Below are 24,883 nucleotides of genomic sequence, written 5' to 3'. Positions count from 1 at the left end.
GACCCCGTACAGCGGTCTGCTTTTTTTACGTCTGAAGAACGGGTAATGCCGCGATCAGATTTCGTTATTGCGTACCAGATCCGCCACCAGATCGTTCACGCCATCACTCATATTTTTAAACTTGGTCAGCTCGGTGCGGGTCACTACCACGAACACCCCGACACCGCGCTGCGGCACCATCGCGACATACGTGATAAAACCACCGCCACCGCCGGTTTTCTGGATGATGCGTGGCAATAACGGCGTCGGCGCCATCGTCACCCAGCCCATTCCCAGCGAGTCCGCCATGCCCGGCACATCCATCCCTTTGAGCGAGACCAGATCTGTGCGCTTGTAATACATCTTCTGCGCCATATCCGCCGTGGTGGTGCGCTGCCCGAGGAACTGACGCATCCAGCGACCCATATCCGCAGGCGTGGAATAAAGCCCGCCGCTGCCTGCTGCCGCGATCGTGTTAATGCACGGACTCGGACGCAGGCCGACCATCAGCCGCGAACACTGGCTGGCATTCGGCGTCAGCGTGGTATCGGTCATGCCGAGCGGTTGCGTGATCTGCTCGCGCAGTAATTGGGTATAAGGCTGATTGGCGGCTTTCGACAAGGCATCAGATAGCAGGTCAAACGCCAGATTGGAGTAAGAGGCGCGGGCACCCGGCGGCACGGTCATTTTCGCGACACTCAGCCAGCTCCAGCGGTCACTTTTGGTCGGCCAGGTGAAGACGGCACGGTTCGCTGCACCGCCCGGTTGCTCACGCGGCAGACCGCTGGTGTGCGTCGCCAGATTCAGCAACGTAATCGGATTGGTGCCGCTGTAAGCCGGCACGCGCGCACCGGCGGGCGCATATTTACGCAGCGGGTCATTAATACTGACCTTGCCCTGCTGCGCCATTTTCACCAGCACTTCACTGGTGATCAGCTTGGTCAGCGAGGCGATACGCACCACGGAGTCTTCACGCGGACGGATATCGGAACCGGGGCGGGTCTCCCCGAAACTGCGAAATACCTGCTGATTGTTATCAACGACCACCAGCGCCATTCCCATTGCGCCGCTGCCGTAAAAGATGTGTTCTGCATGGTCATCCACGACCTGCGACGCCAGACGCGCATTCTGCTGCGCGTGGCTCCATAAAGGCGTACTGGCGAAGGCCAGCGCGAGGAGCGAAAGTGAGAGTTTTTTCAACAAACGGGTATCCATCAACAGGGCAAAATCTCTTCGTGATTTGTATACTAATGCGAAGTTTGAGAAACGGCATCGGAAAAACGCAGGCAAACGGAAGATTTTTGTCAGCAAATTCTCACTGCGTTGCGGAGTATGTCTGTTTTTTCAACACTTAAACCTAACAAGGCGGGATAACTATTGCGTGACCCGCTGGGCTGGGTATAATGCCCACGTTTTCCGCATACTACTTTCAGTGCCGAAGTGGCGAAATCGGTAGACGCAGTTGATTCAAAATCAACCGCCGCAAGGTGTGCCGGTTCGAGTCCGGCCTTCGGCACCATTAGTATGTAAATAGACCTCAACTGAGGTCTTTTTTTATGCCTAAAATCCAGTCCCCGCAAGGCTTTGCCTCGCTTTTCAGTCAACCGACGTCAATCTGAGTTACCCCACATCAACATGCTTGTGAGTATAGAACCGAGTATATGCTGGTTCGATAATGCTTATATACTCACGGCAGCATATGGAAGGAATACCATCATGGCCCTGACTGATACCAAGGTGCGTTCGGCAAAACCAGAAGAAAAGGAATACTCGCTAGTAGACGGCGATGGCATGTTTTTGTTGATACATCCTAACGGCTCCAAATACTGGCGCTTTCGTTTCCGCTTTGGCGGCAAGCAGCACCTTATGGCTTTTGGGGTTTACCCCGAAACGTCACTGGCTGATGCTCGTCAAAAGAGGGAAGAGGCCCGGAGGCTTGTTGCTGCCGGAGTCGATCCTCGTGAGCATAAGCGTGCAGTAAAAGAAGAACAGGCTAAAGAGATCATAACTTTTGAATCTGTTGCCAGAGACTGGCACGCCAGCAATCAAAAGTGGTCTGAGTCGCACAGTGGCCGTGTTCTTAAAAGCTTGGAAGATAATCTGTTCGATGCGATTGGTAAGCGGAATATCGCTGAGCTAAAAACCAGAGATTTACTTATTCCCATTAAAGCCGTAGAGATGTCTGGACGTCTTGAAGTGGCGGCGCGTCTACAACAACGAACTACAGCAATTATGCGATTTGCCGTGCAAAGTGGTTTAATCGATTACAACCCCGCACAAGAGATCGCTGGAGCGGTTGCAACAGCTAAACGACAGCATCGCGCTGCGCTAGAACTTAATCGCATTCCTGAACTACTTCATCGTATCGACACATATACCGGCAGACCACTAACACGCTTAGCAGTGGAGCTGACGTTGTTGGTCTTCATTCGATCTAGTGAACTGCGCTTCGCACGCTGGTCAGAAGTTGATTTTGAAACTGCTATGTGGACGATTCCGGGAGAGCGTGAGCCTTTGGAAGGTGTGAAGCATTCACATCGAGGATCGAAAATGCGGACCCCTCATCTTGTTCCTTTATCCCGCCAAGCTCTGATCATTCTTGAAAAAATCAAAAGCATGAGCGGGAATCGTGAGCTGATCTTCGTTGGCGATCATGATCCACGTAAACCGATGAGTGAGAACACGGTGAATAAGGCGTTGAGGGTGATGGGCTACGATACGAAGGTTGAGGTTTGCGGGCATGGTTTCAGAACAATGGCATGCAGCTCGTTGATTGAATCGGGATTGTGGTCGAAGGATGCGGTAGAGGCGGTTGCAACAGCTAAACGACAGCATCGCGCTGCGCTAGAACTTAATCGCATTCCTGAACTACTTCATCGTATCGACATACCGGCAGACCACCAACACGCTTAGCAGTGGAGCTGACGTTGCTGGTCTTCATTCGATCTAGTGAACTGCGCTTCGCACGCTGGTCAGAAGTTGATTTTGAAACTGCTATGTGGACGATTCCGGGAGAGCGCGAGTTTTGAAGGTGAAGCATTCACATCGAGGATCGAAAATGCGGACCCCTCATCTTGTTCCTTTATCCCGCCAAGCTCTGATCATTCTTGAAAAAATCAAAAGCATGAGCGGGAATCGTGAGCTGATCTTCGTTGGCGATCATGATCCACGTAAACCGATGAGTGAGAACACGGTGAATAAGGCGTTGAGGGTGATGGGCTACGATACGAAGGTTGAGGTTTGCGGGCATGGTTTCAGAACAATGGCATGCAGCTCGTTGATTGAATCGGGATTGTGGTCGAAGGATGCGGTAGAGCGACAGATGAGTCATCAGGAACGTAACTCTGTACGTGCGGCTTATATTCATAAGGCTGAACACTTGGGGGAGCGTAGGCTGATGGTGCAGTGGTGGGCGGATTATCTGGATGCGAATCGGGATAAGGGGGTTAGTCCGTTTGATTTTGGAAGACTAGCTGCTAACTAACTCCCCCTTTTTGGAATATTCTGGTTCCTTACGAGGTCTATCTTGCAAATGTAGTTGAGGATAGGAAGGATGAAAGATACAACTATGCGCATTCTTTGAATGGCTGCAGAGAGATAGTGCAGTGGTGTTGGGGGTCGCCAACACTGATTAACTGCTGCTGATTTCGCATGACTGCTGAGTTGCGGATACGCTGTGTATCCGCGATTGGAACAATGATCAAAATCGATAGCAGATTCTATCTTTCTTTAACTTAATCAATTGGATGCGACTAGACATTAATTTGCATCAAAAGGAAGTACTACTCTTTTTAGGGTTTATAATGCCCATATAGCCTACGGCTATCAGGAAAAGAACAATGAGAAGTGAACGAAAATTAGCCGATTTAGGATTCAGATTTGGAAAAAATGGTGCTCATTCAGCACGTAGCATGATGATAGAGGAGCTTAAAATATTGCTCTTTTCTCGTGATGAAAGCGCCAGCAAAGCTGAGTACGAAGATGATATTGTTAACTTTAATATTCTGCATAAGCCGACAGAAAAGTCGCGGAGGTTAACATTTCGTCATCTTGTCGATCTCTATGGTCTTGATACACACATCCTACTTTTTAAAGTATTAAGAGCATGGTGGGAGTTGAGCGAAAGTGCACAAGCGATTCTTGCTTTGCAGCTGTCCATAGCTCGGGATCCTTTACTGAGAGCATCAACAGAGGTAGTACTAAATCTAGAACCTGGTGAACATTTATCAAGGGAGCGTATGGAGGCCTTTTAGCTTGAGCAAGCTTGTATAAAGCATAATCACCCCTGGCAGTTACTAGACCTAACTCACAGTTTCGAAAAGTGGATGGCCGCACAAGACTACAAAGAAACTTATTTTGAAGATCCTGAGTACTTAAAAGGTTTGTACGGTGATTTTGCGGAAGAGTTAGTTGAAACGCTCATTGCTCAAGTTGAAGCTTCACAAACTGTGGATGGTGTGGTTGCTTTATTGGGATGTGGAACGTTATTTGGCTTTGCCTCCGTTTCTGGTGTCGTTGAGACATTGGCTGAAAAAGTGTCAGGTCGACTAGTTGTCTTTTTCCCCGGTGAAGTTCAAAACAACAATTATCAATTATTAGACGCAAAGGACGGCTGGGGATATCACGCCACGGCCATTTCTGCGACCTCTTAAGGAATAGCCATGCTTAATCGCGAAATTTTTGTCAATGATCCAGTCAATAGCCGCCTTGCAAACAACGGGGTTGCACAAGTTAAAGATGATGTATCTAAAGGGGCTCTGGATACGCTGGAATATGAACTGCGCACCTTTGTTTGTGATGGTGCGTACGAAAAAGGTTTAGATAAAATTCTGAGTAACTACCTTTCGGCATTTAAGTCGAATAGTGAGCAGCCAGGAGTCTGGATCAGTGGGTTTTTTGGTTCAGGTAAATCTCACCTTGCTAAAATGCTGCGTACATTATGGACCAATCAAACACTCAACAATGGATCCGATGCACGCTCAATTGCTGATTTGCCTGAGAGCATTGCAAAACAATTAGACGAATTATCTACTATCGCAGAAGTTAACGGTGGTTTGTATGCCGCTTCTGGCACATTGGGTGCCGGAACGGCGGATAAAGTTCGCTTAGCTTTATTAGGAATTATTTTCAAATCAGCAGGGCTACCTGAACAGTATCACTTAGCTCGCTTTGTGATGTGGTTGAAGTCTGCTGGCATATTTGATCAGGTTAAAGAATTTGTCGAAAGCAAAGCAAAAGCTAAAGATGGTGTGGACACCTGGACAAAAGAACTGAAAAACCTGCATGTTTCGCCAATTTTGCATGAAGCAGTATTGCAGTCAATTCCAGGAATGGGCTCGGATATTAAAGAAGTCCGAGAAATGCTGCGTGCGCAATACAAGATTGTCGATGATGTCACCAATGATGAAATGGTTTCAGCGATTGTTGATGCCATATCTAAAAACGGTGAGCTGCCATTAACCTTAGTGGTTCTCGATGAAGTGCAGCAATACATTGGTGATAACGTTCAAAGGGCTTTTGATGTTCAAGAAGTGGTGGAGACATGTAGTGGCGCAAGTGCTTTAAAATCCAAAGTCTTATTTGTTGCAACAGGTCAGAGTGCATTAACTGGGATGACCAACTTGCAGCGCTTGATGGGCCGTTTTCAGGTTCCAGTTCAACTGGAAGATACTGATGTAGATAAAGTTATCCGTAAAGTTATTTTGCAAAAGAAAGAGTCTGCTAAGCCAGTAGTTAGAGCGATGGTTGATGATAACTTAGGAGAAATCTCCCGTCATTTACGGGGGAGTACCATTGAACATCATCGAGATGATGAAAAGTGGATCGTGCCAGATTATCCGTTACTTCCCGTACGCCGTCGTTTCTGGGAACGTATTTTACCGGCCTTAGATAGAACTGGTTCTGGTTCCCAGCTACGAAACCAACTGCGTGTGGTCCACGAGGCATTAAAAGCGACAGCAGATAAAGAACTTGGTTATGTAGTCCCTGCAGATTTTCTTTATGACCAGATCTCCACTAATTTGCTACAAACCGGTGTCATTTCCAAAGATATTTATGAAACTATCAGCCGTAAACGCGGCGGTAATGAGGATGAGCAATTACAAGGTCGTCTATTGGCTTTGATTCTCTTAATCAGAAAACTGCCTGCGGAGATGGAATATGGCATTCACCCGACAGTGGAGACCTTAGCTGATTTACTTCTGGAAGATCTGAACAACGATAAACATAAGCTGCGTCCGTTAGTTCCAAAGATGCTTCAAGCACTGGAGGCAGAGCATCTGATCATGTCTCGTGACACAGAAAACGGGCGTGAATTCAGCTTACAAACTATAGAAAGCCAGGCGTGGTATGACGAATTAAGGCGTCAGGAAAATGATTTGCTAGGAAACCCACAAACCTTAGAAGCGTATCGAACAAAAGAGATTCAGAACTACATTCGTAAACAGGTTGCACAAGCGCGTATTGCTCAAGGGACCGTAGCTGAGCCAAGACCTATAGCTGTCTATTTTGAATCTGAGTTACCTGCTGATGCAGATAAGCGTATTTGTGCGTGGGCCCCAGAACAAACAGAAAAGCAATTTAATGATTTATCGCGCGGCTCTGATCCTGATAGTGCCACCATTTATATCTACGTACCAACGAACCACCGTAGTGATTTGCAAAAAGCCATAGTGAGCTTGAAAGCTGCTGAAAATACCTTGGAAATTCGCGGTAGTGCAGCTACCGGGCCTGGTAAAGATGCGAAACAAGCAATGGAAACTCTTTTGCAAAGTGCGGAGAAAACAAAGAATAGCTTACTTAAAGAGATTTTTGGTTCTATTCAAGTCCGTTTAGCAGGTGGGCAGGAAGTTGAAGGGGACTCTCTTGCGGCTCAGATTCAAAGTGCTGGCGAAATAGCCTGCCAACGTCTGTACCACAAGTTTAAAATGGCAGATGATCGTGGTTGGGCCAAAGTTTACGAAGTTGCTAGTCGCCTGGCAGACCCCAATGCGTTAGAAAAAGTGGGTTACAGCGGCGAAGCGGACAAACAACCCGTATGTGCAGAAATTTACCGCTTTATTGGTACGATGAAGACAGGTAAAGAAATTCGTGAAAACTTCAAAGATGCGCCTTATGGATGGGGCAACGATGTGATTGATGGAGCTTTGTATGCCATGTTAGCAGCCGGTGTATTAAAAGCTTCTGATATTCAAGAGCGCGCTATTGATGCTAAAAGCCTTGATCGTAGTTCTTTGACTCAAACTAAGTTCCGTCCTGAAACTGTTACGCTTTCGAAAATGCAATTAATCAAAGTTCGCGGTGTTGTTTCAACGCTGCTTGAACAAGCATGTAATGCAGGCGAAGAAGCAGCTAAATTGCCTCTGGCAATTATCAACGCGAAGAATGTTGCGAATCAAGCTGGTGGCTCAGCCCCATTACCGATAGCACCAAGTACCGCAATGCTTACTGAACTGGAAATGTATTCAGGCAATGATCAGTTGCAAAAAGCATTTGAATATCAAGATCAACTAAAAAGTGATTTTGAATCCTGGAAAGAGCAGGCTCATAAAGCCAGTTTACGTACCAAACTTTGGCGAAAGCTGGACTCCCTAATGGGCTATTGTTCTGGCCTGGTAATTTATAACGAACTCGTAAAAGAAAAAGAAGCCATCTTGGCTAACCGTAGCTTGTTAGATGAGCCATGCCCGGTGGATCCGTTGTTAAAAAAAGCAACCAATGTATTACGTGATGCTCTCACCAGTCATCGTGAACAATACGAGCAAGAATATCGCACCTGCATGACTGAACTGCTGGATGACGAAAATTGGCAGCAACTAGATGAGGCTAAAAGGAATATTTTCTTGCAGAAACGTCACTTGGATGCCGTGCCTGAAATTAATATCAGCGATTTGGATTCTGTTTTGAGTTCCTTGGATGATATCAGCTTTGCGCGTTGGAACGATAAAACGGCAGGACTACCAAGTATTTTTAATCAGGTTTTGAAAGATGCTATTAGCGAACTCCAGCCAAAGACTCGATATGCGAAACTCAATAAACCAATCATCAAATCCGAGCAAGAGTTACAAGACTGGTTAGCTTATGTTGAGCAAGAACTGCGCTCTCAGTTAGAAAACGGTCCAGTCGTACCAAGCTAATGTTTGATTTCTAAAAATAGCCCGCCGACCGGAGGGTTTAATTTTACAACGATTTAAGAAGATCTCATGAGACAACCACTCGATAAAATATTACGTAAAAAACTAGAAGATACGGTCGTTAAAGCTCGCGATATCGTTGAAATTGCAGTAAATGAAGCTCTACAGCGTTTAGGTGTTGCTGATAGTCAGGCACCGGGTTACCTCAATGACGAACAGCGCGCACTTCGTAATACTTTACGTGCCCATGCCCGCCAGTTGGGGGATAAGCTCACTGATGGTAAGCAAGAAATTGAACGTTTAGCCAATGAGATGGCGTATGAGCATTGGCACCGAATGTTATTTGCGCGTTACTTAGAGCAAAACAATTTATTGATGTATGACGAATACACACCAGTTACGCTTGATGAGTGTTTTGAACTGGCTGAAGAAGAGCCTGATTGTAAAGATGGTTGGGAGCTGGCTGGCCGTTTAGCCCAAAAGATGTTGCCACAGATCTTCCGTGCTGACTCACCAATATTTGCAGTTAAGCTATCTATCAACCATATCAATGAACTTGAAAACCTGATTTCAGCGATTGACCCTGCAACCTACCAAGCGCAAGACAGTTTAGGTTGGTGCTATCAATTCTGGCAAAACAAAAAGAAAAAACAGGTCAATGAATCTGGAGTAAAAATTGGTGCGCAAGAGTTGAGCCCGGTTACTCAACTTTTTACCGAACCTTACATGGTGAGATTTTTACTTGATAACACTTTAGGGGCTTGGTGGGCTGCTAAATGCCTGACACAGGATGACTATATTCACGCTAAAAGTGAGCAAGAATTGCGTGATAAAGCATCTATACCTGGGATGCCCCTAGAATATCTCCGCTTTATTAAAAATGAAGAGAATGACGGTCTACTAGAAAGATGGATGCTTTCAACAGGAAGCTATGAAACATGGCCTGAACATCTTAGCCAACTGAAAACCCTTGACCCTTGCTGTGGTTCAGGCCATTTCCTCGTTGCTATATTCCTAATGCTTGTTCCAATACGTATGCATCTTGAGGGTTTATCGGCGAAAGATTCTATTGATGTAGTTCTGCGTGAAAATATTTATGGTTTAGAATTGGACCAGCGGTGTGTAGAGGTTGCCGTATTTGCAGTAGCATTAGAGGCTTGGCGTTTTCCTGGTGCTGGTGGATTTAGAACTTTACCAACAATTGACATAGCTCATTGTGGTTTAAATCTTGAGAATATTCTTGGGGATGAAGAATTAAATAGGCTCGAGCATGAAGGATTAGCAGCTTTGGTAAAAGCTACAAGACAATCACCGTTTATAGGGAGCCTTCTTGAACCTCAAAAATATGCAAATGCATCACAAATAAAGCTGCTTAGAAATATAATCTCAGCTGCAGCTCCAACACAAAATTTAGTACAGGCCCAGAGTATGCTCCGAGCTCTGGAAATCATGTCTATTGATTATTCTTTGGTTGTTACAAATCCTCCCTATCTTGTTAGAGGTAAAATGGATTTTATACTTCAAGATTATTGTTCAAGTTATTATGAAAATGGTGATGCGGATTTAGCAACAGTATTTTTAAAACGACTCGAGACTTTCTGCCATAAAGGTGGGTGGCATTTATCTGTTACACCGATTAACTGGACTTTTTTAAAGTCATATAAAAAATTAAGAAGTGATCTTCTATTAAATCAGACTGTGAAATTTGTAGTTAAAATTGGTTCAGGTGCAACTGCAAAAGAGAGTTGGGATGTTCTTCGCGCACTTTGTATTGTTAAAAAAAATATAAGTGATCCAGAATCTAAGATAATAGGTTTATCTGTTGATTCGTCTTCTGAACAAGAGCGTTCTTTTGATGTTATCAATCGTGATTTGTTAAGTAGCAATGTTAGCAATTTGCTGCAAGTACCTGACTATAGATTTGCATTAGATTTTGTGATTGAAGGGATAAAAATAGAAGAAATTGCCAATTCGTATCAAGGAATAGCAACCTCGGATTTCCCTCGTTTTGGAAGAAATTTTTGGGAAGTTCAAGATTATTCCACTAGATGGAGTTTTATACACGGAACTTTTAAAAAATCAGCAGAATACGCTGGGTTGGAAAATATTTTATTATGGGATGGAGGTAATGGTGACTTGGCTGAATTATCTACGGCAAGAATACAAGGTTTGGAGGCACACAGATCAAAAGGTATTGTGATAAAGCAAACTAGAGAATTACCAGCTGCACTATACTTGGGTGGGTTTTTTGATAATAACGTTGCGGTCATTGTTCCTGAAAACGAGGAGGATTTAATAGCGCTATGGTGCTATTGCTCATCAGCAGAGTATAACGAAAATGTTAGGAAAATTGATGAGAAGCTTGGTGTTACTAACGCAACTTTAGCAAAGGTATCATTTGATAAATATAAGTGGAAAAATTTTGCTAAAGAAAAATATCCTAACGGCCTCCCCAAACCATATTCTAATGAGCCAACCCAATGGATTTTCCACGGGCATCCATGTGCTTCAGTCATATGGAATCATGAGAAGAAAATTACAGACATTGGAGCATCTCTTCAAGAAGAATCGGTGTTGCATGTTGCTGTTGCCCGCTTATTAGGATATCAATGGCCTGCAGAGTATGCCCCAGAAATGGAGCTTGCTTCAGAAATGCGTAAAGTAATGCATCGAAATAGAGATTTTAAAAATTTAGTCGATGATGATGGAATTGTCTGTATTCCTGCAGTTCGTGGTGAGAAAACAGCAGCGAAACGTTTGGCTGATATTTTATATAAATCCTACGGTGATGCCTGGAGCAGTTCAGTTGAAGATAATCTTTTGAAATCTGTTAAAGCTAAAGATTTTGAAAGCTGGCTGCGTGATAAATTCTTTGAACAGCATTGCAAACTGTTCCAACATCGTCCATTCATTTGGCATATTTGGGATGGGCTTAAAGATGGGTTTTCTGCGTTAGTAAATTACCATAAGCTGGATTACAAAGGTCTGGAACGACTGATTTATACCTATTTGGATGACTGGATTAGTGTTCAAAAACGAGGTGTAGCTGAAGGCATTGATGGGGCCGATATTCGCTTAACGGCGGCGGAAAATCTAAAAGTACAATTAGAAGCAATTCTTGAAGGCGAAAAAGGGCTCGATATCTTTGTCCGTTGGAAACTTCTTAAAGATCAACCTGTTGGTTGGAATCCTGATATTAACGATGGCATTCGGTTAAATATTCGCCCCTTCATGCTTGCAAAAGATGTTGGTAAAAAAGGTGCAGGTGTACTCCGCTCACAACCGAATATCAATTGGAAGAAAGACCGTGGTACCGATGTCGAATCTGTACCGTGGTATAAACTAGGTTTGCAATACGGTGGGAATCTGGGTGACAGGATCAATGATCATCATTTGACGCTGGCAGAGAAAAGAGAAGCCAGAGAAAATAAAGGATTATAAAATGTCAAAAAATATTACGGGGGCAGAATATGCCCTTTCAAAAATATTCAGCTCTGATTTTGATTATGAGATCCCTCCCTATCAGCGTCCGTATGCCTGGACGACAGAGCAAGCGGGTGAGTTGTTTGATGATCTAAATGATTTTTACCGCTATGAAAAAGAAGAAAGTTATTTTCTTGGAAGCATTGTATTAATTAAACAAGAAAGTAGACCTCATGCTCAGGTAATAGATGGGCAGCAGCGGCTAACCACACTGACAATTTTAATCGCTGCGTTAACTAATTTAATTGATGATGAAGGCGCTAAAGCTGAATGTTTCGCTTATATTCAAGAGCCTGGAAAAAAATTGCAAGGGATACCTGCGAAACCGCGCTTAGCTCTGCGTCAACGCGATCGTGAATTTTTTGCTTCAACTGTTCAATCATTAAAATTTTCTGAGTTAGCCTATATTGATTCGGCAACATTGGGTAATGAGTCACAAATTAATATTCAGAAAAATGCCTTGCTCTTGCAAACTAAATTGCAGCAGGCATTTGTCGATAGTGACGCTTTGATAAATTTTGGTATTTTTTTGATGACCCGGTGTTTTTTGGTTGCTGTGACCTCACCAAGTCAGCAGTCTGCTTTTCGTGTATTTTCGGTTTTGAATAATCGCGGTATGGATCTTTTGCCTTCGGATCTAATTAAAGCTGATGCGATTGGTAAAATTACTGAGTCGAAACGTGATGCTTTTAATGATAAATGGGAAGAAATTGAGGTAGATACAGGAAGAGAAGGATTGAATGGTCTTCTTACTTATATCCGAATGATTTATGCCAAGACCAAAGCAAAACGCGTGTTGTTGGAAGAATTTCGAGAGCATGTTCAATCAAAAATTCATGATCCTGAAGTGTTGATCAATGAAGTCATAGCTCCTTACGCTGATGCCTACTTGGTTGCTCGAGATGCTCGTTATTTGTCATCGTCAAATGCTGGAGACATTAACCAATTGTTGCATTGGCTAAACCGCATTGACAATTCAGATTGGTTGCCGGTAGCTATTCAATATTTAGCTAAATTTGGTTCTGATAGCTCAGCTGTGATGGGTTTTATGTTCCGGCTAGAGCGTTTAGCCGCGAAACTTCATATTTGTGCTGCAAACATTAATGAACGCATTGATCGTTATGCAAAAGTGTTAATTGAACTTGAGAATGCAAGTTCTACAGAGATTAGCTCAGTAGATTTATCACAAGAAGAAACAACAGATTTTATTAACCAAATCGATGGTGATGTTTATTACTTGACTGCCCGCCGACGTAATTATCTTATCTTGAGAATTGATTCATTTTTGTCTGACGGGGCTGCTAAATACGAACATTCTCTTCTGACAATTGAGCATGTTTTGCCACAGACTGTGGAAGAAGGTGATCAGTGGGATATAAATTGGCCAAATGTTGCACAACGAAAAGAGTGGACCCATCGTCTTGCTAATCTCGTGCCACTAACTCAAAGAAGAAATTCACAAGCCTCAAACTTCGATTTTGAACGTAAAAAAATGGCATACTTTGCGGGACAAAATGGTGTGTCGTCGTACGTATTGACTACGCAGGTATTAAATACGGGTGAATGGATGCCTTCTGTACTAGAAAGTCGACAACATGATTTGATTGAGTTGTGTAAATCGAACTGGAAACTATATGTTAGTAATCAATAAATTGATCGATCAGCTTCGTTGCTCCGCTGCCTTTAACAAAAGTGTTCAGGTCCCACCTGCTGCCATTTTGTGGACGGATATTGATAGGCAGTGGCAGTCAGCAATGCCCTACATCAAGCAGCAGCTGCCTGAATTAATTGAACTTGGTGATTATAATCCTGATCTTCGCACTGGCCCGGCAATATGGGTGAAATGCGCTATTGCTGGTGTGCTTGAGGAATGTGTTTTACCTGAAGGAAAAACACCGATTATCTATCTGCCTGGTGTCAGTCGTAAAGATTTACGAGCAATTGAACAATGCCCTGAGTTTCTTAAACCCTTAGCAGAATTGCAGTATCGCGGCTGCTGGTGGGCTTATAATTCCGCGGGCCGTGATTGGTCTGTGGGTTCGTTCCTTACAAACCCTAAAGCTGGCCTCGAGTTGGATCTTGCGAAAGACAAGAAGACGCATGAAGCTATTTTGCAGGTACTGCCAGATCTCTTAGAGACGCCTGTTGTTAGTCTGCAAGGTAAAAAACTTGAAGCAGAGGATTTCTACTCTATTGTTCTTGATGATATGGCACGAGATATCTTAGGTTGGCTGAATAATCCTCAAGAGAAAGAAAAACTATGGCAGGGGAGTCGCTGGGATATTTTTGCAAATTCATGCCAGATGCAATATGGCTTTATTCCAAACAAGGAAGGGGTGATTCAAGCTTTACAAATGATATGCCAGGCTGAAGGCCAATGGAAAGGTATATGGCACCGATTTGAGGAAACAGCTAATAATTTGCCATTACTGGTGAATCAACTCAAAGCTATTCAGCCAGCCGACTTAGTTGTGCTATTTCCAGAAAACTATTTGTCCAAAAACCTGGAAGATGAGCAGTCGATAGAATCCGCTTTTCATAGGATTGAGGGACAAGGGCGTCAAGAGCTAAAAGCAGTTTTCAGTGATCTTTGGCTAACTCAGAAAGAACGTAAGACATGGATATGGCATCGTTTGGAGCTGTCACCTTGGCTAAGCGTGTTGGAAGATATGATGATGGTGCTTGAGCACACGGAAATCAATTTTTCCGGTAGTACACCAGAATCGATGGCCGACCATTTTAAAGAACAATTTTGGCAAGCGGATGCTGCAGTGTTAAGTGCAATGTCCAAAGCGAAAGATATCCACCAGCAAGAGCTGATTGCAAATGTGCTTGGTGTTGTTTACACGCCATGGCTCGAAAAAACGGCATTAAACTTTCAGCAATTAGTAGCCCAGTTTGGGTACCCTGGTGATAATCAGGTTAAGGAAAATACAGCTCAATATACAGTTGGTAGCCAGGTTGTATTTTTTGTAGATGGTTTGCGGTTTGATACAGCTAAAATGCTGGAAGAGAAACTGTTCAATTGCGGTATTGAGAGCCATTTAACATCGCGTTGGGCTGCATTACCTTCCCTTACTGCAACGGCCAAGGCTGCCGTAACGCCATTAGCTGATATGCTGACGGGTAATGATACTAATGATGATTTTATTCCTGTTTTAGCCGACAGCCAGTCGTCATTTAGCAGCCATTATTTGAAAAAATTGTTGGAAGAAAAAGGCTGGCAATTTTTGGATGGACTTGAAACCGGTGAACCACTAGGCGGTTATGCTTGGGTACAAACAGGTGACTTGGACCATCTAGGTCACGATCACCAGCGCCAAATGCCCCAATATATCGATAAGGTTCTTGGGGATGTTGTAGCTCGAGTATGTGGTTTGTTTGATGCTGGTTGGAAGCGTATAAAAATCGTTACTGACCATGGTTGGTTATGGGTTCCTAATGGTTTGCCAAAAGGGGAACTCAATAAATCACTAGGTAAGAACCGTCAGCGCCGCTGCGCTATTTTAAAAGACAATGTGCAGTACGATGGTTTAGTGGTTCCTTGGTTCTGGAATTCCAATGTATCTGTTGCGATGGCCCCTGGAATTTCAGGTTATGTTTCGGGTGATTATTACAATCATGGTGGCATATCACTACAAGAGTGCTTAACACCAGTAATAGATCTAAGAAAGCAGGGTTAGTATTGATAGGAAACTAGTTATTAATAAATCTGCGGCCAAAAGGCATTAATTACCTAGAGGCCCCTCAGGACATACCTGCAGTATCTGCCTTATAACTGTTTCAGCTTAGTTAAGGTAGATACTGTAGCGAAGAGCTTTAATACTTGGAAGAAAACACCTAAAAATTATAAATTTTTATCGAAAAACACTTTTATGGCGGATGTTTGTCTTTTCAATATTTTCTGAAATTATAGATTTTTCATCCGATAATATTTGAGAAAATGAGCCTCGCTTATACAGTAAAATCAGTGTGTCATCATACTCTGTATTTAAAGCATCACAGATTTCTGCCATATCATCAATATCCATAGCGCGTTTAAATGCATCCATCTGACCCGAAAGGTTATAAATGCTAAAGATACTTGCCATAACTCGTTTATCTTCAGTTTTTTCGCCGCCACCAGGTTTTACAATATGGTTGAATTCGACATCTTCACCTTTATCTAATCGCGATGCGAAAGAAAGGGCACGTGATTTTGCACAGCTTGGAGTGCCATCATCATATGTGGCACCATTAACCCACTGAGCCTTTACCCAGTTTTGATGATCACCTCTAAGAGCTCGTCCTTTTTTCCGATAGGGCCCTTCTTCGCTTAGAAGTTCTTTGCGGATGATTTCTATCGCATCTAATAACTCGTTATCTTCTGTATAAGTTGAAAAATCAAAATTCGGATCACTTAACTTACCAGGCACAGAAATATATCCTTGCGTTAAGTAAGTAGTACTATCATCAATTTTTGTTGTCACCTTGAGTTCTGGTACCGGTGCAACACTAGTTCCCCTGTCAAAACCTCTTATGTCGTAACGAGAACATATTTGCTCAAAGACCTGCTGGAGCCCTTCGAATTCCTTGGTGTCATCCTGAGATTCGAGGTGATCAAGTAGTTCACTATAAGCGCGAATGGCATCTAGATTAGTGTAGTGTTTAGCCCTTGTGTTTTGATGATAACCACAAGACCGGCCTATATTCGCCTGAACAACAGCTGCAATGTTGGCAATAGTACTATCCCAAGTATTGATTACTGCATTTTTCATTTCTTGGCCAAAGTTTACTCCGGCCCTAAATCCAGCAACTGTAATCGCAATTAGTTTTTCATCAAATAATGTTGCAGTTTCAAATTCACGTCTGAAGTCATCGATAGAGCATAATTCACGATCATCAATCCCGACGAGCTTCTGGCCGATGATATAGATATGTTCAGCCTCTATGCCATTGTCGAGTAGAATTTGCCTGGTGAGGTTAGCTTGGCTGCTCGGAACACGGATTAATGACCACCCTGCACCATCGTAGTCCTTAAACTGTCGGATAAATCGATTCCGTAACAGAGAGTCTTGACAAAAATCCCTGTATTCTTGGTCAAGTTTTATTATTTGGTTATGGCTGTGCATTTGGCGAATACCATGGTATTCAGCACTGGTTTTATGGAATACCAGAGAAGTATTGAAATTATGGCGAAGTATCGAACCTCCTCCAGCTGCGTAAAGTGCGCTGAAGGGGGTTGCTGAGACGAAGACAACCTTACAATCTTGATTTTCAAACTCTAAATAGTTGAAGATTTTATCGTAGCGTATACTGTCACTACTGGAACCATAGTGACATTCATCGATAATAATGAGTTTGGGATTTTGGTGTCTGAAATCAGTTTCTATGGTGACATCGAAATTTATAAAATTACTCACGACGACATTTTTACAGGGTGACAGGTCCCGTTTGGCTTGCTCTTGCAAACTAATATCGCTCATCGTTAAAAGATATAACGTGTCCTTTAGTAACTTCCGATTGCCAATCAACTCATCTGAAAGTGAAAGTCGCTGCAGTCCAGCAAGGGCGAGAGCAATACCTGATTTACCAGATTGCATTTCAGCAGCCAAAACTACTGCACGAGAGCCTGATAATAATTTAGAGAAGGTTTTATTTGCTGCTATTCGTTGATGCTCAAATGTTTGAGCTTCAAGTATTTCTTTGACATATAGGCGATGTTTATTTTCGATATTCATATTGGGCTTGATGCTAGTTGACAAAAGGGGCTTCGAGGCCCCATGAACTAGTAAGTAACATCTGTTTTATCGGAGAAATGGGATTCATTACTTAACTCCCCAGACTTTTCAGGTAGCTCATTGTGCTGTTTCTTAGCATTTGAGCGTTCAATATCATATTCACCGCGTTTGTAGAGCACGATCAGAGTATCATCACGTTCAATACCAAAATGATCGCACATATCCCAGACGTCTTCAGTTGTCATTATTATTTTTTTAACATTTCTTCGGGAAATGTTGTAGATACTAAAAATCGTAGCGGTAACCAATTTGTTTTCAGACAGTTCGCCTGAACCTGGGGCTACTACTCGGTTAAACTCAAGGAATTCACCATTGTCGAGCAATTGAGTATAGAGCTTGGTTTTAATCTTTTGCGTACCATCTGCTTGTGCTTTTTCGGGATTATTGAAGCTATCTCCATTAACCCAATGTGCTTTGATCCAGTTCTTCTTTTTGCCCCGCATAGCTCGATTGCCTTTGACACTAGGCGCACCTTTAGCCGTGAATTCGTAGCGTATGAGTTCAATTGCCTGTAGAAGGATTTTATCTTTAGTGTAGTGGCTAAAATCGGTGCTTTCTTGAAGTAATTTGGCCGGAACAGCAATATAACTATCGGTTTTGTAGGTCTCTACATCACCAATAGGGCGGCGACGTTTATACTTAATTGTAAGACCAACATCCAACCCATTTACATTGTATTCCTGACAGACGTCTTCGAAGAACTCCCTTATTCCGTCAAAGTCTGATGCTGCATAGTCAGAGCAAGTTTGTTCCAGGTGACTGAGGATCGCGCCATAAGCCTCTGCTGCGTTTAAATTGGTGTAGTGCATGGAAGAATTATTACCATGATAACCACAGGCCCGGCCAATATTAGCCTGTACAACAGCCGCTACACTGGCAACAGTGCTGTCCCATGTTGAAATGAGATTGTTTTTCATCATTGCGCCAAAATTAATTCCTGCCCTGGCTCCTGCAACAGTGATGGCTATCAATTTATCTTCAAACAGTAATGCATCATCGAATTCTTTTTTAAATCGCTCGATACTGCAATGTTCGTCTTCAGGAACACCGCTTAGTGAATTACCGAGTATATAGATTGAGTGTTCGTCGATGCCTTTAGAAATTAGGAACTGTTTTGCTTCCATAGCTAAGCCCGCAGGAACGCGCACCAGTGACCATCCCATCTCTTGATGAGCTAGAAATTGTTCAATGAAAGAATCTCGTTCTTGAGATGGGTATAAGAAATTTTTAGAATTGTCTTCTAACCCTATAATTTTTCCATTTCTGAGCATTTCTCGGACACCGTAGTATTCATCACTGGTTTTATGGAACACTAAGCGGGTATTGAAGTCACGTCTTAGAATCGAGTCCTTGAGCGCATTATTTGCAACATCTCGTGCTTCCTGCAGCAATTGAATGTCATTGGTTTCTTCAGCTTCTTGTTGCAAGTCAATTGCAACCTGATATTCAGTGTCTGCGCCATACAAAGCCCCAAATGGCGTAGCTGAAATAAATACAACTTTGCACTTGTCGTTCTCTTGTTCTAAGTAGTCAAATATTTTGCTGTAACGAACGGCAGATACATTCGAGCCATAATGGCATTCGTCAATAATAATAAGCTTAGGTGGATTACCTTTAAATTCTGTTTCTAGTGCTTTTTCAAAATTGACAAAGTTACTTACAACAACGTTTTTGGCCTGTTTGAGATCTTGCTCTGCTTGTCCTTTCAAAGCAGTATCTGGCATGGTTACTAGGTAAAGCGTGTCTTTAAGTTGCTTACGGTCACATATATCCTGATCGTTCAAACTCAGCCTTTGAAGACAGCATAGTGCTAAGGCAATCCCAGATTTACCCGCTTGCATTTCTGCTGCTGTAACAACGGCTCTGACATTGCCAGAGAGCGCTTCAAATGTTTTGGTCGCAGCATTAACTTGATGAGAATGAAGGCTATTGCTTTTGAGGACTTCATCTACAAGATGGCGAAGTTTATTTGCTTTCTCAATCAAAGTTAATTCCTGACGTCTATGAAAATTGTTTGTAATTGAATGAATTATAACCTTTTGTTCTGATCAATCAATCCGCGAAACTTATTAATAAGACCATTATTTATATCTTACCAGTGTTACTAAGAACAACGAGCAAAACCAAAGCAATGTAGCCCGAAGTTAGCTGTCGTTGTTCCTATATTGACAATGACCAGCTGCACCGTTGATTGACACTGCTTCCTCAAAATGAGGCTGACTCTGACTTTAATGTTACAGTCCTTTTCCCAGCACAAACAAACTATTGCGATCACCCTCGCATCGTGGACAATGTTTAACCATGAGAATTTTATATCAACGAAATCAATAATTTTATCTCAGTTACAGGATGGGTAATGGACCACAACACTCAGGGATTCACTTCATACTGGCGCAATTCCTTAGCAGATGCCGAGTCTGGCAAAGGGGCATTTGAGCGCAGAGATACGGATGCATTCATCCAGTGGATGGATATCACTACGGGACGATTGAATGAGGAAATCGTTTGTTCGTTTTTTGAGGGGGAAATCGATACGGTTAAAACCGTTGAAGTGATGCTACGCCCACAAGCCTGGATCCGCCTGATAGAGCATGGTAAAGAGCGGACGGCCGGAGCGCCGGGTATCGTCACCCCGTTAGTGACTTCTGCTCTCCTGAACCGTGAAGGATTTTTATTCCCCACTGGGGAAACCACCATTCCTCGTGATCTACTTGAGCCGCTTCCTAAAGGCACCTTTTCTATTGGTGAGTTGATGGAATATGACAATTATAAAACTACGCATAATTCGATCACCTTCAGTGAGGAAGATGAACAGCAACGCCTTGAGGAAAATGACGAACAGCGCGCTGAACGTTATGCAAAGCATCTGCGGCAGTGGCAAAAGTTTCTTACAGATTCCAACGATCTGCTGATAAACGTGGCTGAAAAATGGATTTCCACTCACGAGCAATATGAACGGGCTGGGCATGGTTATGTTATCAAGGCGAGCCAGCCAGGCGGGGCTAGCATTCATATCCTTCCTCTGTACGACCATCTGCTGACGTGCAAAAAAAAGGTTCCATTACTAACGCGCTTTGCTTCGACTGAAATGCCATCTGTAGAATCTCGCCTTACTGCCAATGCCATGTTTTGCGAGCGTCTCGGGCATTCCGGGGATGAATTCCCTTTGGCAATGGCGCAGCGAGACGCCCTAAGCCATTATCTCACCCAGCAATCTGGCGATATCCTCGCAGTGAATGGCCCGCCGGGAACCGGGAAAACCACTCTGGTTCTCTCTATTATTGCTACTGAATGGGCAAGAGCAGCCCTCAATAAAACCGAGCCGCTGGTGGTGATTGCCACCTCAACCAATAATCAGGCTGTGACCAACATTATCGAGGCCTTCGGTAAGGATTTTTCCACTGGCACCGGAGCTATGTCCGGGCGCTGGCTGCCTGAGCTAAAAAGCTATGGCGCTTACTTCCCGTCTTCTGGCCGTAAGGCTGACGCAGCGAAAAAATACCAAACGGATGATTTTTTTAACCGTGTTGAATCTCTGGAATATGTTGAAGAGGCACAGGCATTCTATCTGGAGAAGGCAAGGGCGGCGTTTCCGTTTGAGGAATGCAGTTCTTCCGAACGCGTCGTGGATCTTTTGCATGAGTGTTTAACCAAGCAGTCCGCGCAGCTAAATGACATCGAGACCGCATGGGAATGCCTGAATCTTATTCGCCAGGAGCGTAATGCTATTAGCGAAGATCTCGACCAATATATTCAGAACAAAAGTACGTCATTGCTCGATAGCACGAATGAAATCGCATTTTTGAACCAAGGCAAAAAACAATGGCAGCAATATCGTTCGGGTGAGTCGATTGTGTATGCGATCTTCTCCTTGATTCCCGCAGTCCGTACTAAGCGCCACTACCAGATTAATCTCTTCCTGGACGAGACGTTTGGCACAAGAATGGCCGCGTTCCAGGGTACCGTACCTGAAGGTATCGACGCGTATATCGACGACATCATTGCCCTAGCGCAAACAGAACAGAACAGATATCAGCAGCAAATCGATCTTGCCCAAGACGTTTCCCGACGCGAAAGTGAGGCTACCCGATATTGGCATGAACTGACCCAGTCACTAGGGCATACGAGCGAAGAAGAGCTGAGTCTGGCTGGAGCTGATGAGCTTGCCGATATGAAGATCCGCTTCCCAGCATTCCTGTTGGCGACTCACTACTGGGAAGGTCGCTGGCTGATGGATATGGCGGCGATTGATAATCTTCAAAAAGAAAAAGACCGCAACGGTGCTAAAACTGTTAAGGCCCGCTGGCAGCGCAGGATGAAGCTCACTCCTTGTGTCGTGATGACCTGCTACATGCTACCTCACCATATGAAAACCAGTGAATTTGCAGGGAAGGGCAAGCCATTTGATAAAAGCTATTTTTATAATCTTGCCGATCTGTTGATAGTCGATGAAGCGGGGCAGGTACTCCCGGAAGTGGCAGCTGCCTCCTTCGCACTAGCGAAGAAAGCGCTAGTGATTGGCGATACGGAGCAGATTGCGCCAATCTGGAACAGTTTGCCTAGCATTGATATTGGGAATATGGTGGAGGAGAACATTCTCCCTGGCGGTACCCAGGAAGAGCTCATGGATGCCTATGCACTGGTGTGTGATTCAGGGAAAAGTGCAGCATCGGGCAGCGTAATGAAGATTGCCCAGTTTAATTCTCGCTATCACTACGATCCGGATTTAGTCCGTGGGATGTATCTGTACGAACACCGTCGCTGCTTCGATAAGATTATCGGCTACTGCAATACTCTGTGCTATCACGGCAAGTTACAACCAAAGCGGGGAACCGAAAATGGGACGCTTTTTCCTGCGATGGGCTATTTACATATTGATGGCAAGGGCATGCAGGCAAACAGTGGGAGCCGCTTTAACGTATTTGAGGCAGAAACAATAGCGGCCTGGCTCACTGCTCACAAAGAAGAAATCGAGCGTCATTACGACAAGCCGCTACATAAAGTTGTTGGGGTGGTGACGCCATTTTCAGCGCAGGTCAACGCCATCAAAGCAGCGTTACGCAAGCTCGACATTAACTGTAGCGGTGATGAGGATTCGCTAACGGTTGGTACAGTGCACTCGTTGCAGGGGGCAGAAAGAGCGATCGTGCTCTTCTCCTCAGTCTATTCTAAACATGAGGATGGTGGTTTCATCGACCGCGAGAACAGCATGTTGAACGTCGCTGTTTCCCGCGCAAAAGATAGCTTCTTGGTCTTTGGTGATATGGACCTGTTTGAGATCCAGCCTGGCTCTTCTCCACGTGGACTGCTGGCAAAATACCTGTTTGCTTCCACCAGCAATGCATTGCAATTTGAGTTTCAGGAGCGCAAAGACTTAAGCGCAGCACAAACGCAGATCTCAACCCTACACGGCGTGGAGCAGCATGATGCGTTTCTGAACCAAGCCTTTGGCACCATCGGTAAGAACATTACTATTGTCTCCCCTTGGTTGACCTGGCAAAAGCTGGAACAAACAGGCTTTCTGGCGTCGATGATTCAGGCGAGCTCGCGCGGCATTGATATTACTGTAGTAACGGACAGAAATTTTAATACCGAACACACTAATTATGAAAAGCGCAAAGAAAAGCAGCAGTGTCTTAACGATGCAGTGGATAAGTTAACCGAGATGGGCATCACTACGAAGCTGGTTAATCGAGTTCACAGTAAAATTGTGATTGGGGATGAAGGGCTATTGTGCGTGGGATCGTTTAACTGGTTCAGTGCTGCGAGAGAAAATAAGTATCAACGGTACGATACCTCGATGGTGTACCGTGGAGCAGGCTTAAAAGGTGAAATTCAGACGATATATACCAGTCTGGAGCAGCGTCAGTTGTAACATGTTGTGCTGACATCTTGGTTTTAGTTACCGGTCAATTTTCTTGCCCATGGGACCCTGTAAATAATTCTGTGTAACTGCCATCGTCTTAAAGGTGATCGCTCAGGCGGTCACCGAACTCGATAATAAAACGGCTCATCGCCAGCCGCCAGTTCTGGATCGGCATACTCCATTTTTTTGATGCATCCCTGATCGCCAGATAAATCACTTTCCGCACTGAGTCGTCCGTCGGGAACACTTTGCGCTTCTTTATCGCCTGCCGGATCACGCTGTTCAGCCAGTGGCGATTTTCGCCCGCATTATGCCAATCATGCAGCAGCCCTAAAGAGTAAAAACCTTTATCAAACAGCGTAATACTGTTATCCGGTGCGCTGTCTGCCAGCTGTGCCGCCAGGCGCATCTCGTTAACGTCATAACTGCCCATCACACTGGCCCGCAACAGGTGGCTGCTCAGTTCCATCAGGCATACCATGCGGACCTGAGGATCTCCGCGTTCACCGTGCTGGTTCGAAGCCTTACCGAAGGCCTCTGCATTTTCAGGCGTGTCCTGCGTATGCCAGACTACGCTATCGACGGCGTTGAGTGTCAGTCCGTGCCAGAGAGGATGTTTTGCCTCTGCATGCCAGTGTTGCTGAGGGATATCAAACAGAACCCGGATGGCATCTTCGCCTAACGTTTTTCTGCGGGCAATAACGGAGCTGGGTGCGGTGAATGAGCGTCCGGTTCGGTCAACAATATCCATCAGATTAACGATATGACTCATAGGCTTATTGTTGAATATGGCCATGCCGATAACCAGCCAGACCATGGACTCGAGGGGGAGTTTACGCTTGCGCAAGGTGACGGTGTCAGTGAGAGAGAAAGCTTGCTGAATGAGGTCAGGAGACAGGAGGTCAGCGAGGCTTTGAACTTCATCGGGGGCAGTGAGATTGATAATACCGAGAGCTTGTGAAAGTTCCATTTAAAAAGGGTCCATGTTGAGCATGAACCCTTTTTACACGAGCCACCGGATCGGTCGACTGATCCTTAAACGATCGGCATTAGGCGGGAGCCCCTATTATTTAAGCTTTGATTTTAAAAGCTCTCTCATTTTCTCTTTTGCTCGACTAACAAATTCATCTTCACTTTCATTAACTTTTGGATCACCTATTTTTGCCTCTAGCTCATCCAAAAATTCATCCTGCGTAACTAACTCAGCGGCTTGATTTGAGAATTTTGTTTTTTCATCCGTACTTAAGTTAGGGATGATTGAACTTGCCATTAGGCTTGTTCTCAAGGTGGTTGCAATTGTTCCAGTAACATTTTTCATGTTGGTCGAGGACAATAATTTCACACCGGGTGAATTCTGGCGGAGAAGGATATCTTTTAGCTTAACCATTTTTATTCTCCTGCTTTTTTTCTTGGAAAAATGACCTAAACACCGGTTCGAAAGCATCAATTATCAAAGTGATTATTCTGTCTTTTTGTTCATCGCTGAGTCCATTCCAAAGGCTCATAAAGAAAGAGAAAATCTTTAGCAGTAAACCCCACATTTAGCCAACCCTCCATCATATTGTTTAAAGCAAGAATACACGTTATTCAAACCGCATGAATTTTTTCAGAAAATCCTTCCCCGAGGGAAGGAAAATAGCACA

General features: G+C 44.1%; 12 protein-coding genes, 1 tRNA gene and 2 pseudogenes. 10 read left to right on the top strand and 5 right to left on the bottom strand.

Annotated elements, in window-relative coordinates:
* Nucleotides 1-54 precede the first annotated feature (54 nt).
* Nucleotides 55-1,194 carry a D-alanyl-D-alanine-carboxypeptidase/endopeptidase AmpH gene (ampH, locus tag J9880_RS04905; RefSeq protein ID WP_119822453.1) on the bottom strand — a complete coding sequence of 380 codons (1,140 nt, stop codon included), beginning with the start codon at nt 1,192-1,194 and terminating at the stop codon, nt 55-57.
* Nucleotides 1,195-1,413: 219 nt separating this feature from the next.
* Between ampH and J9880_RS04900 the strand changes: the two genes are divergently transcribed.
* The 9 genes and pseudogenes from J9880_RS04900 (at nt 1,414) to pglZ (ending at nt 15,277) form a co-directional block, all read left to right on the top strand.
* Nucleotides 1,414-1,498, top strand: a tRNA-Leu gene (locus J9880_RS04900).
* A 197-nt stretch (nt 1,499-1,695) separates the two neighbouring features.
* Nucleotides 1,696-2,787 (top strand): annotated as a pseudogene (locus tag J9880_RS04895) (tyrosine-type recombinase/integrase); the annotation flags it as partial.
* Nucleotides 2,785-3,463 (top strand): annotated as a pseudogene (locus J9880_RS04890) (tyrosine-type recombinase/integrase); the annotation flags it as partial. The pseudogenes J9880_RS04895 and J9880_RS04890, both read left to right, overlap by 3 nt.
* A gap of 355 nt (nt 3,464-3,818) precedes the next feature.
* Nucleotides 3,819-4,232, top strand: a complete 414-nt coding sequence (locus J9880_RS04885) for a DUF1819 family protein (RefSeq protein WP_232770164.1) — start codon at nt 3,819-3,821, stop codon at nt 4,230-4,232.
* Between the two features lie 72 nt (nt 4,233-4,304).
* Nucleotides 4,305-4,631 (top strand): BREX protein BrxB domain-containing protein, encoded by a 327-nt coding sequence (locus tag J9880_RS04880; protein WP_232770163.1) that lies wholly within the window; start codon nt 4,305-4,307, stop codon nt 4,629-4,631.
* A gap of 9 nt (nt 4,632-4,640) precedes the next feature.
* A complete protein-coding gene (gene brxC, locus J9880_RS04875; RefSeq protein WP_232770162.1) occupies nt 4,641-8,114 on the top strand; it encodes a BREX system P-loop protein BrxC in 3,474 nt (1,157 codons plus the stop codon).
* Between the two features lie 66 nt (nt 8,115-8,180).
* Nucleotides 8,181-11,552, top strand: coding sequence for a BREX-1 system adenine-specific DNA-methyltransferase PglX (locus J9880_RS04870; RefSeq protein WP_232770161.1), 3,372 nt, complete (start codon nt 8,181-8,183; stop codon nt 11,550-11,552).
* A 1-nt stretch (nt 11,553) separates the two neighbouring features.
* Nucleotides 11,554-13,245, top strand: coding sequence for a DUF262 domain-containing protein (locus J9880_RS04865; RefSeq protein ID WP_232770160.1), 1,692 nt, complete (start codon nt 11,554-11,556; stop codon nt 13,243-13,245).
* Nucleotides 13,229-15,277 (top strand): BREX-1 system phosphatase PglZ type B, encoded by a 2,049-nt coding sequence (pglZ, locus tag J9880_RS04860; protein ID WP_232770159.1) that lies wholly within the window; start codon nt 13,229-13,231, stop codon nt 15,275-15,277. The genes J9880_RS04865 and pglZ overlap by 17 nt, the downstream gene beginning before the upstream one ends.
* Nucleotides 15,278-15,451: 174 nt before the next feature.
* Here pglZ and J9880_RS04855 read toward each other — a convergent pair whose 3' ends face one another.
* Together J9880_RS04855 and J9880_RS04850 are read right to left on the bottom strand one after the other, a co-directional pair.
* Complete coding sequence (locus J9880_RS04855; protein WP_232770158.1) at nt 15,452-17,314, bottom strand: DEAD/DEAH box helicase family protein; 1,863 nt, start codon at nt 17,312-17,314, stop codon at nt 15,452-15,454.
* Between the two features lie 47 nt (nt 17,315-17,361).
* A complete protein-coding gene (locus J9880_RS04850; protein WP_232770157.1) occupies nt 17,362-19,359 on the bottom strand; it encodes a DEAD/DEAH box helicase family protein in 1,998 nt (665 codons plus the stop codon).
* A 371-nt stretch (nt 19,360-19,730) separates the two neighbouring features.
* On the opposite strand from J9880_RS04850, the gene J9880_RS04845 reads away from it, so the two are divergent.
* Complete coding sequence (locus J9880_RS04845; RefSeq protein WP_232770156.1) at nt 19,731-23,249, top strand: AAA domain-containing protein; 3,519 nt, start codon at nt 19,731-19,733, stop codon at nt 23,247-23,249.
* 88 nt (nt 23,250-23,337) lie between these two features.
* On the opposite strand, the gene J9880_RS04840 is transcribed toward J9880_RS04845, so the two are convergent.
* A complete protein-coding gene (locus J9880_RS04840) occupies nt 23,338-24,210 on the bottom strand; it encodes an IS4 family transposase (RefSeq protein ID WP_232770155.1) in 873 nt (290 codons plus the stop codon).
* 96 nt (nt 24,211-24,306) lie between these two features.
* The gene (locus tag J9880_RS04835) at nt 24,307-24,627 is read right to left on the bottom strand and encodes a hypothetical protein (protein WP_095924513.1); all 321 of its coding nucleotides are present in this window, start codon (nt 24,625-24,627) and stop codon (nt 24,307-24,309) included.
* Between the last annotated feature and the right edge of the window lie 256 nt (nt 24,628-24,883).

Origin of the sequence: Rahnella victoriana (genome assembly GCF_021276285.1) — a bacterium.
Lineage (GTDB): Bacteria > Pseudomonadota > Gammaproteobacteria > Enterobacterales > Enterobacteriaceae > Rahnella > Rahnella victoriana.
This window is presented reverse-complemented; position numbering and strand designations above follow the sequence as displayed.

Excerpts from the sequence above, each read along its gene's own strand:
- ampH (WP_119822453.1), bottom strand. The coding sequence starts at position 1,194 with ATGGATACCCGTTTGTTGAAAAAACTCTCACTTTCGCTCCTCGCGCTG.
- J9880_RS04885 (WP_232770164.1), top strand. The coding sequence starts at position 3,819 with ATGAGAAGTGAACGAAAATTAGCCGATTTAGGATTCAGATTTGGAAAA.
- J9880_RS04880 (WP_232770163.1), top strand. The coding sequence starts at position 4,305 with ATGGCCGCACAAGACTACAAAGAAACTTATTTTGAAGATCCTGAGTAC.
- brxC (WP_232770162.1), top strand. The coding sequence starts at position 4,641 with ATGCTTAATCGCGAAATTTTTGTCAATGATCCAGTCAATAGCCGCCTT.
- J9880_RS04870 (WP_232770161.1), top strand. The coding sequence starts at position 8,181 with ATGAGACAACCACTCGATAAAATATTACGTAAAAAACTAGAAGATACG.
- J9880_RS04865 (WP_232770160.1), top strand. The coding sequence starts at position 11,554 with ATGTCAAAAAATATTACGGGGGCAGAATATGCCCTTTCAAAAATATTC.
- pglZ (WP_232770159.1), top strand. The coding sequence starts at position 13,229 with ATGTTAGTAATCAATAAATTGATCGATCAGCTTCGTTGCTCCGCTGCC.
- J9880_RS04855 (WP_232770158.1), bottom strand. The coding sequence starts at position 17,314 with ATGAATATCGAAAATAAACATCGCCTATATGTCAAAGAAATACTTGAA.
- J9880_RS04845 (WP_232770156.1), top strand. The coding sequence starts at position 19,731 with ATGGACCACAACACTCAGGGATTCACTTCATACTGGCGCAATTCCTTA.
- J9880_RS04840 (WP_232770155.1), bottom strand. The coding sequence starts at position 24,210 with ATGGAACTTTCACAAGCTCTCGGTATTATCAATCTCACTGCCCCCGAT.
- J9880_RS04835 (WP_095924513.1), bottom strand. The coding sequence starts at position 24,627 with ATGGTTAAGCTAAAAGATATCCTTCTCCGCCAGAATTCACCCGGTGTG.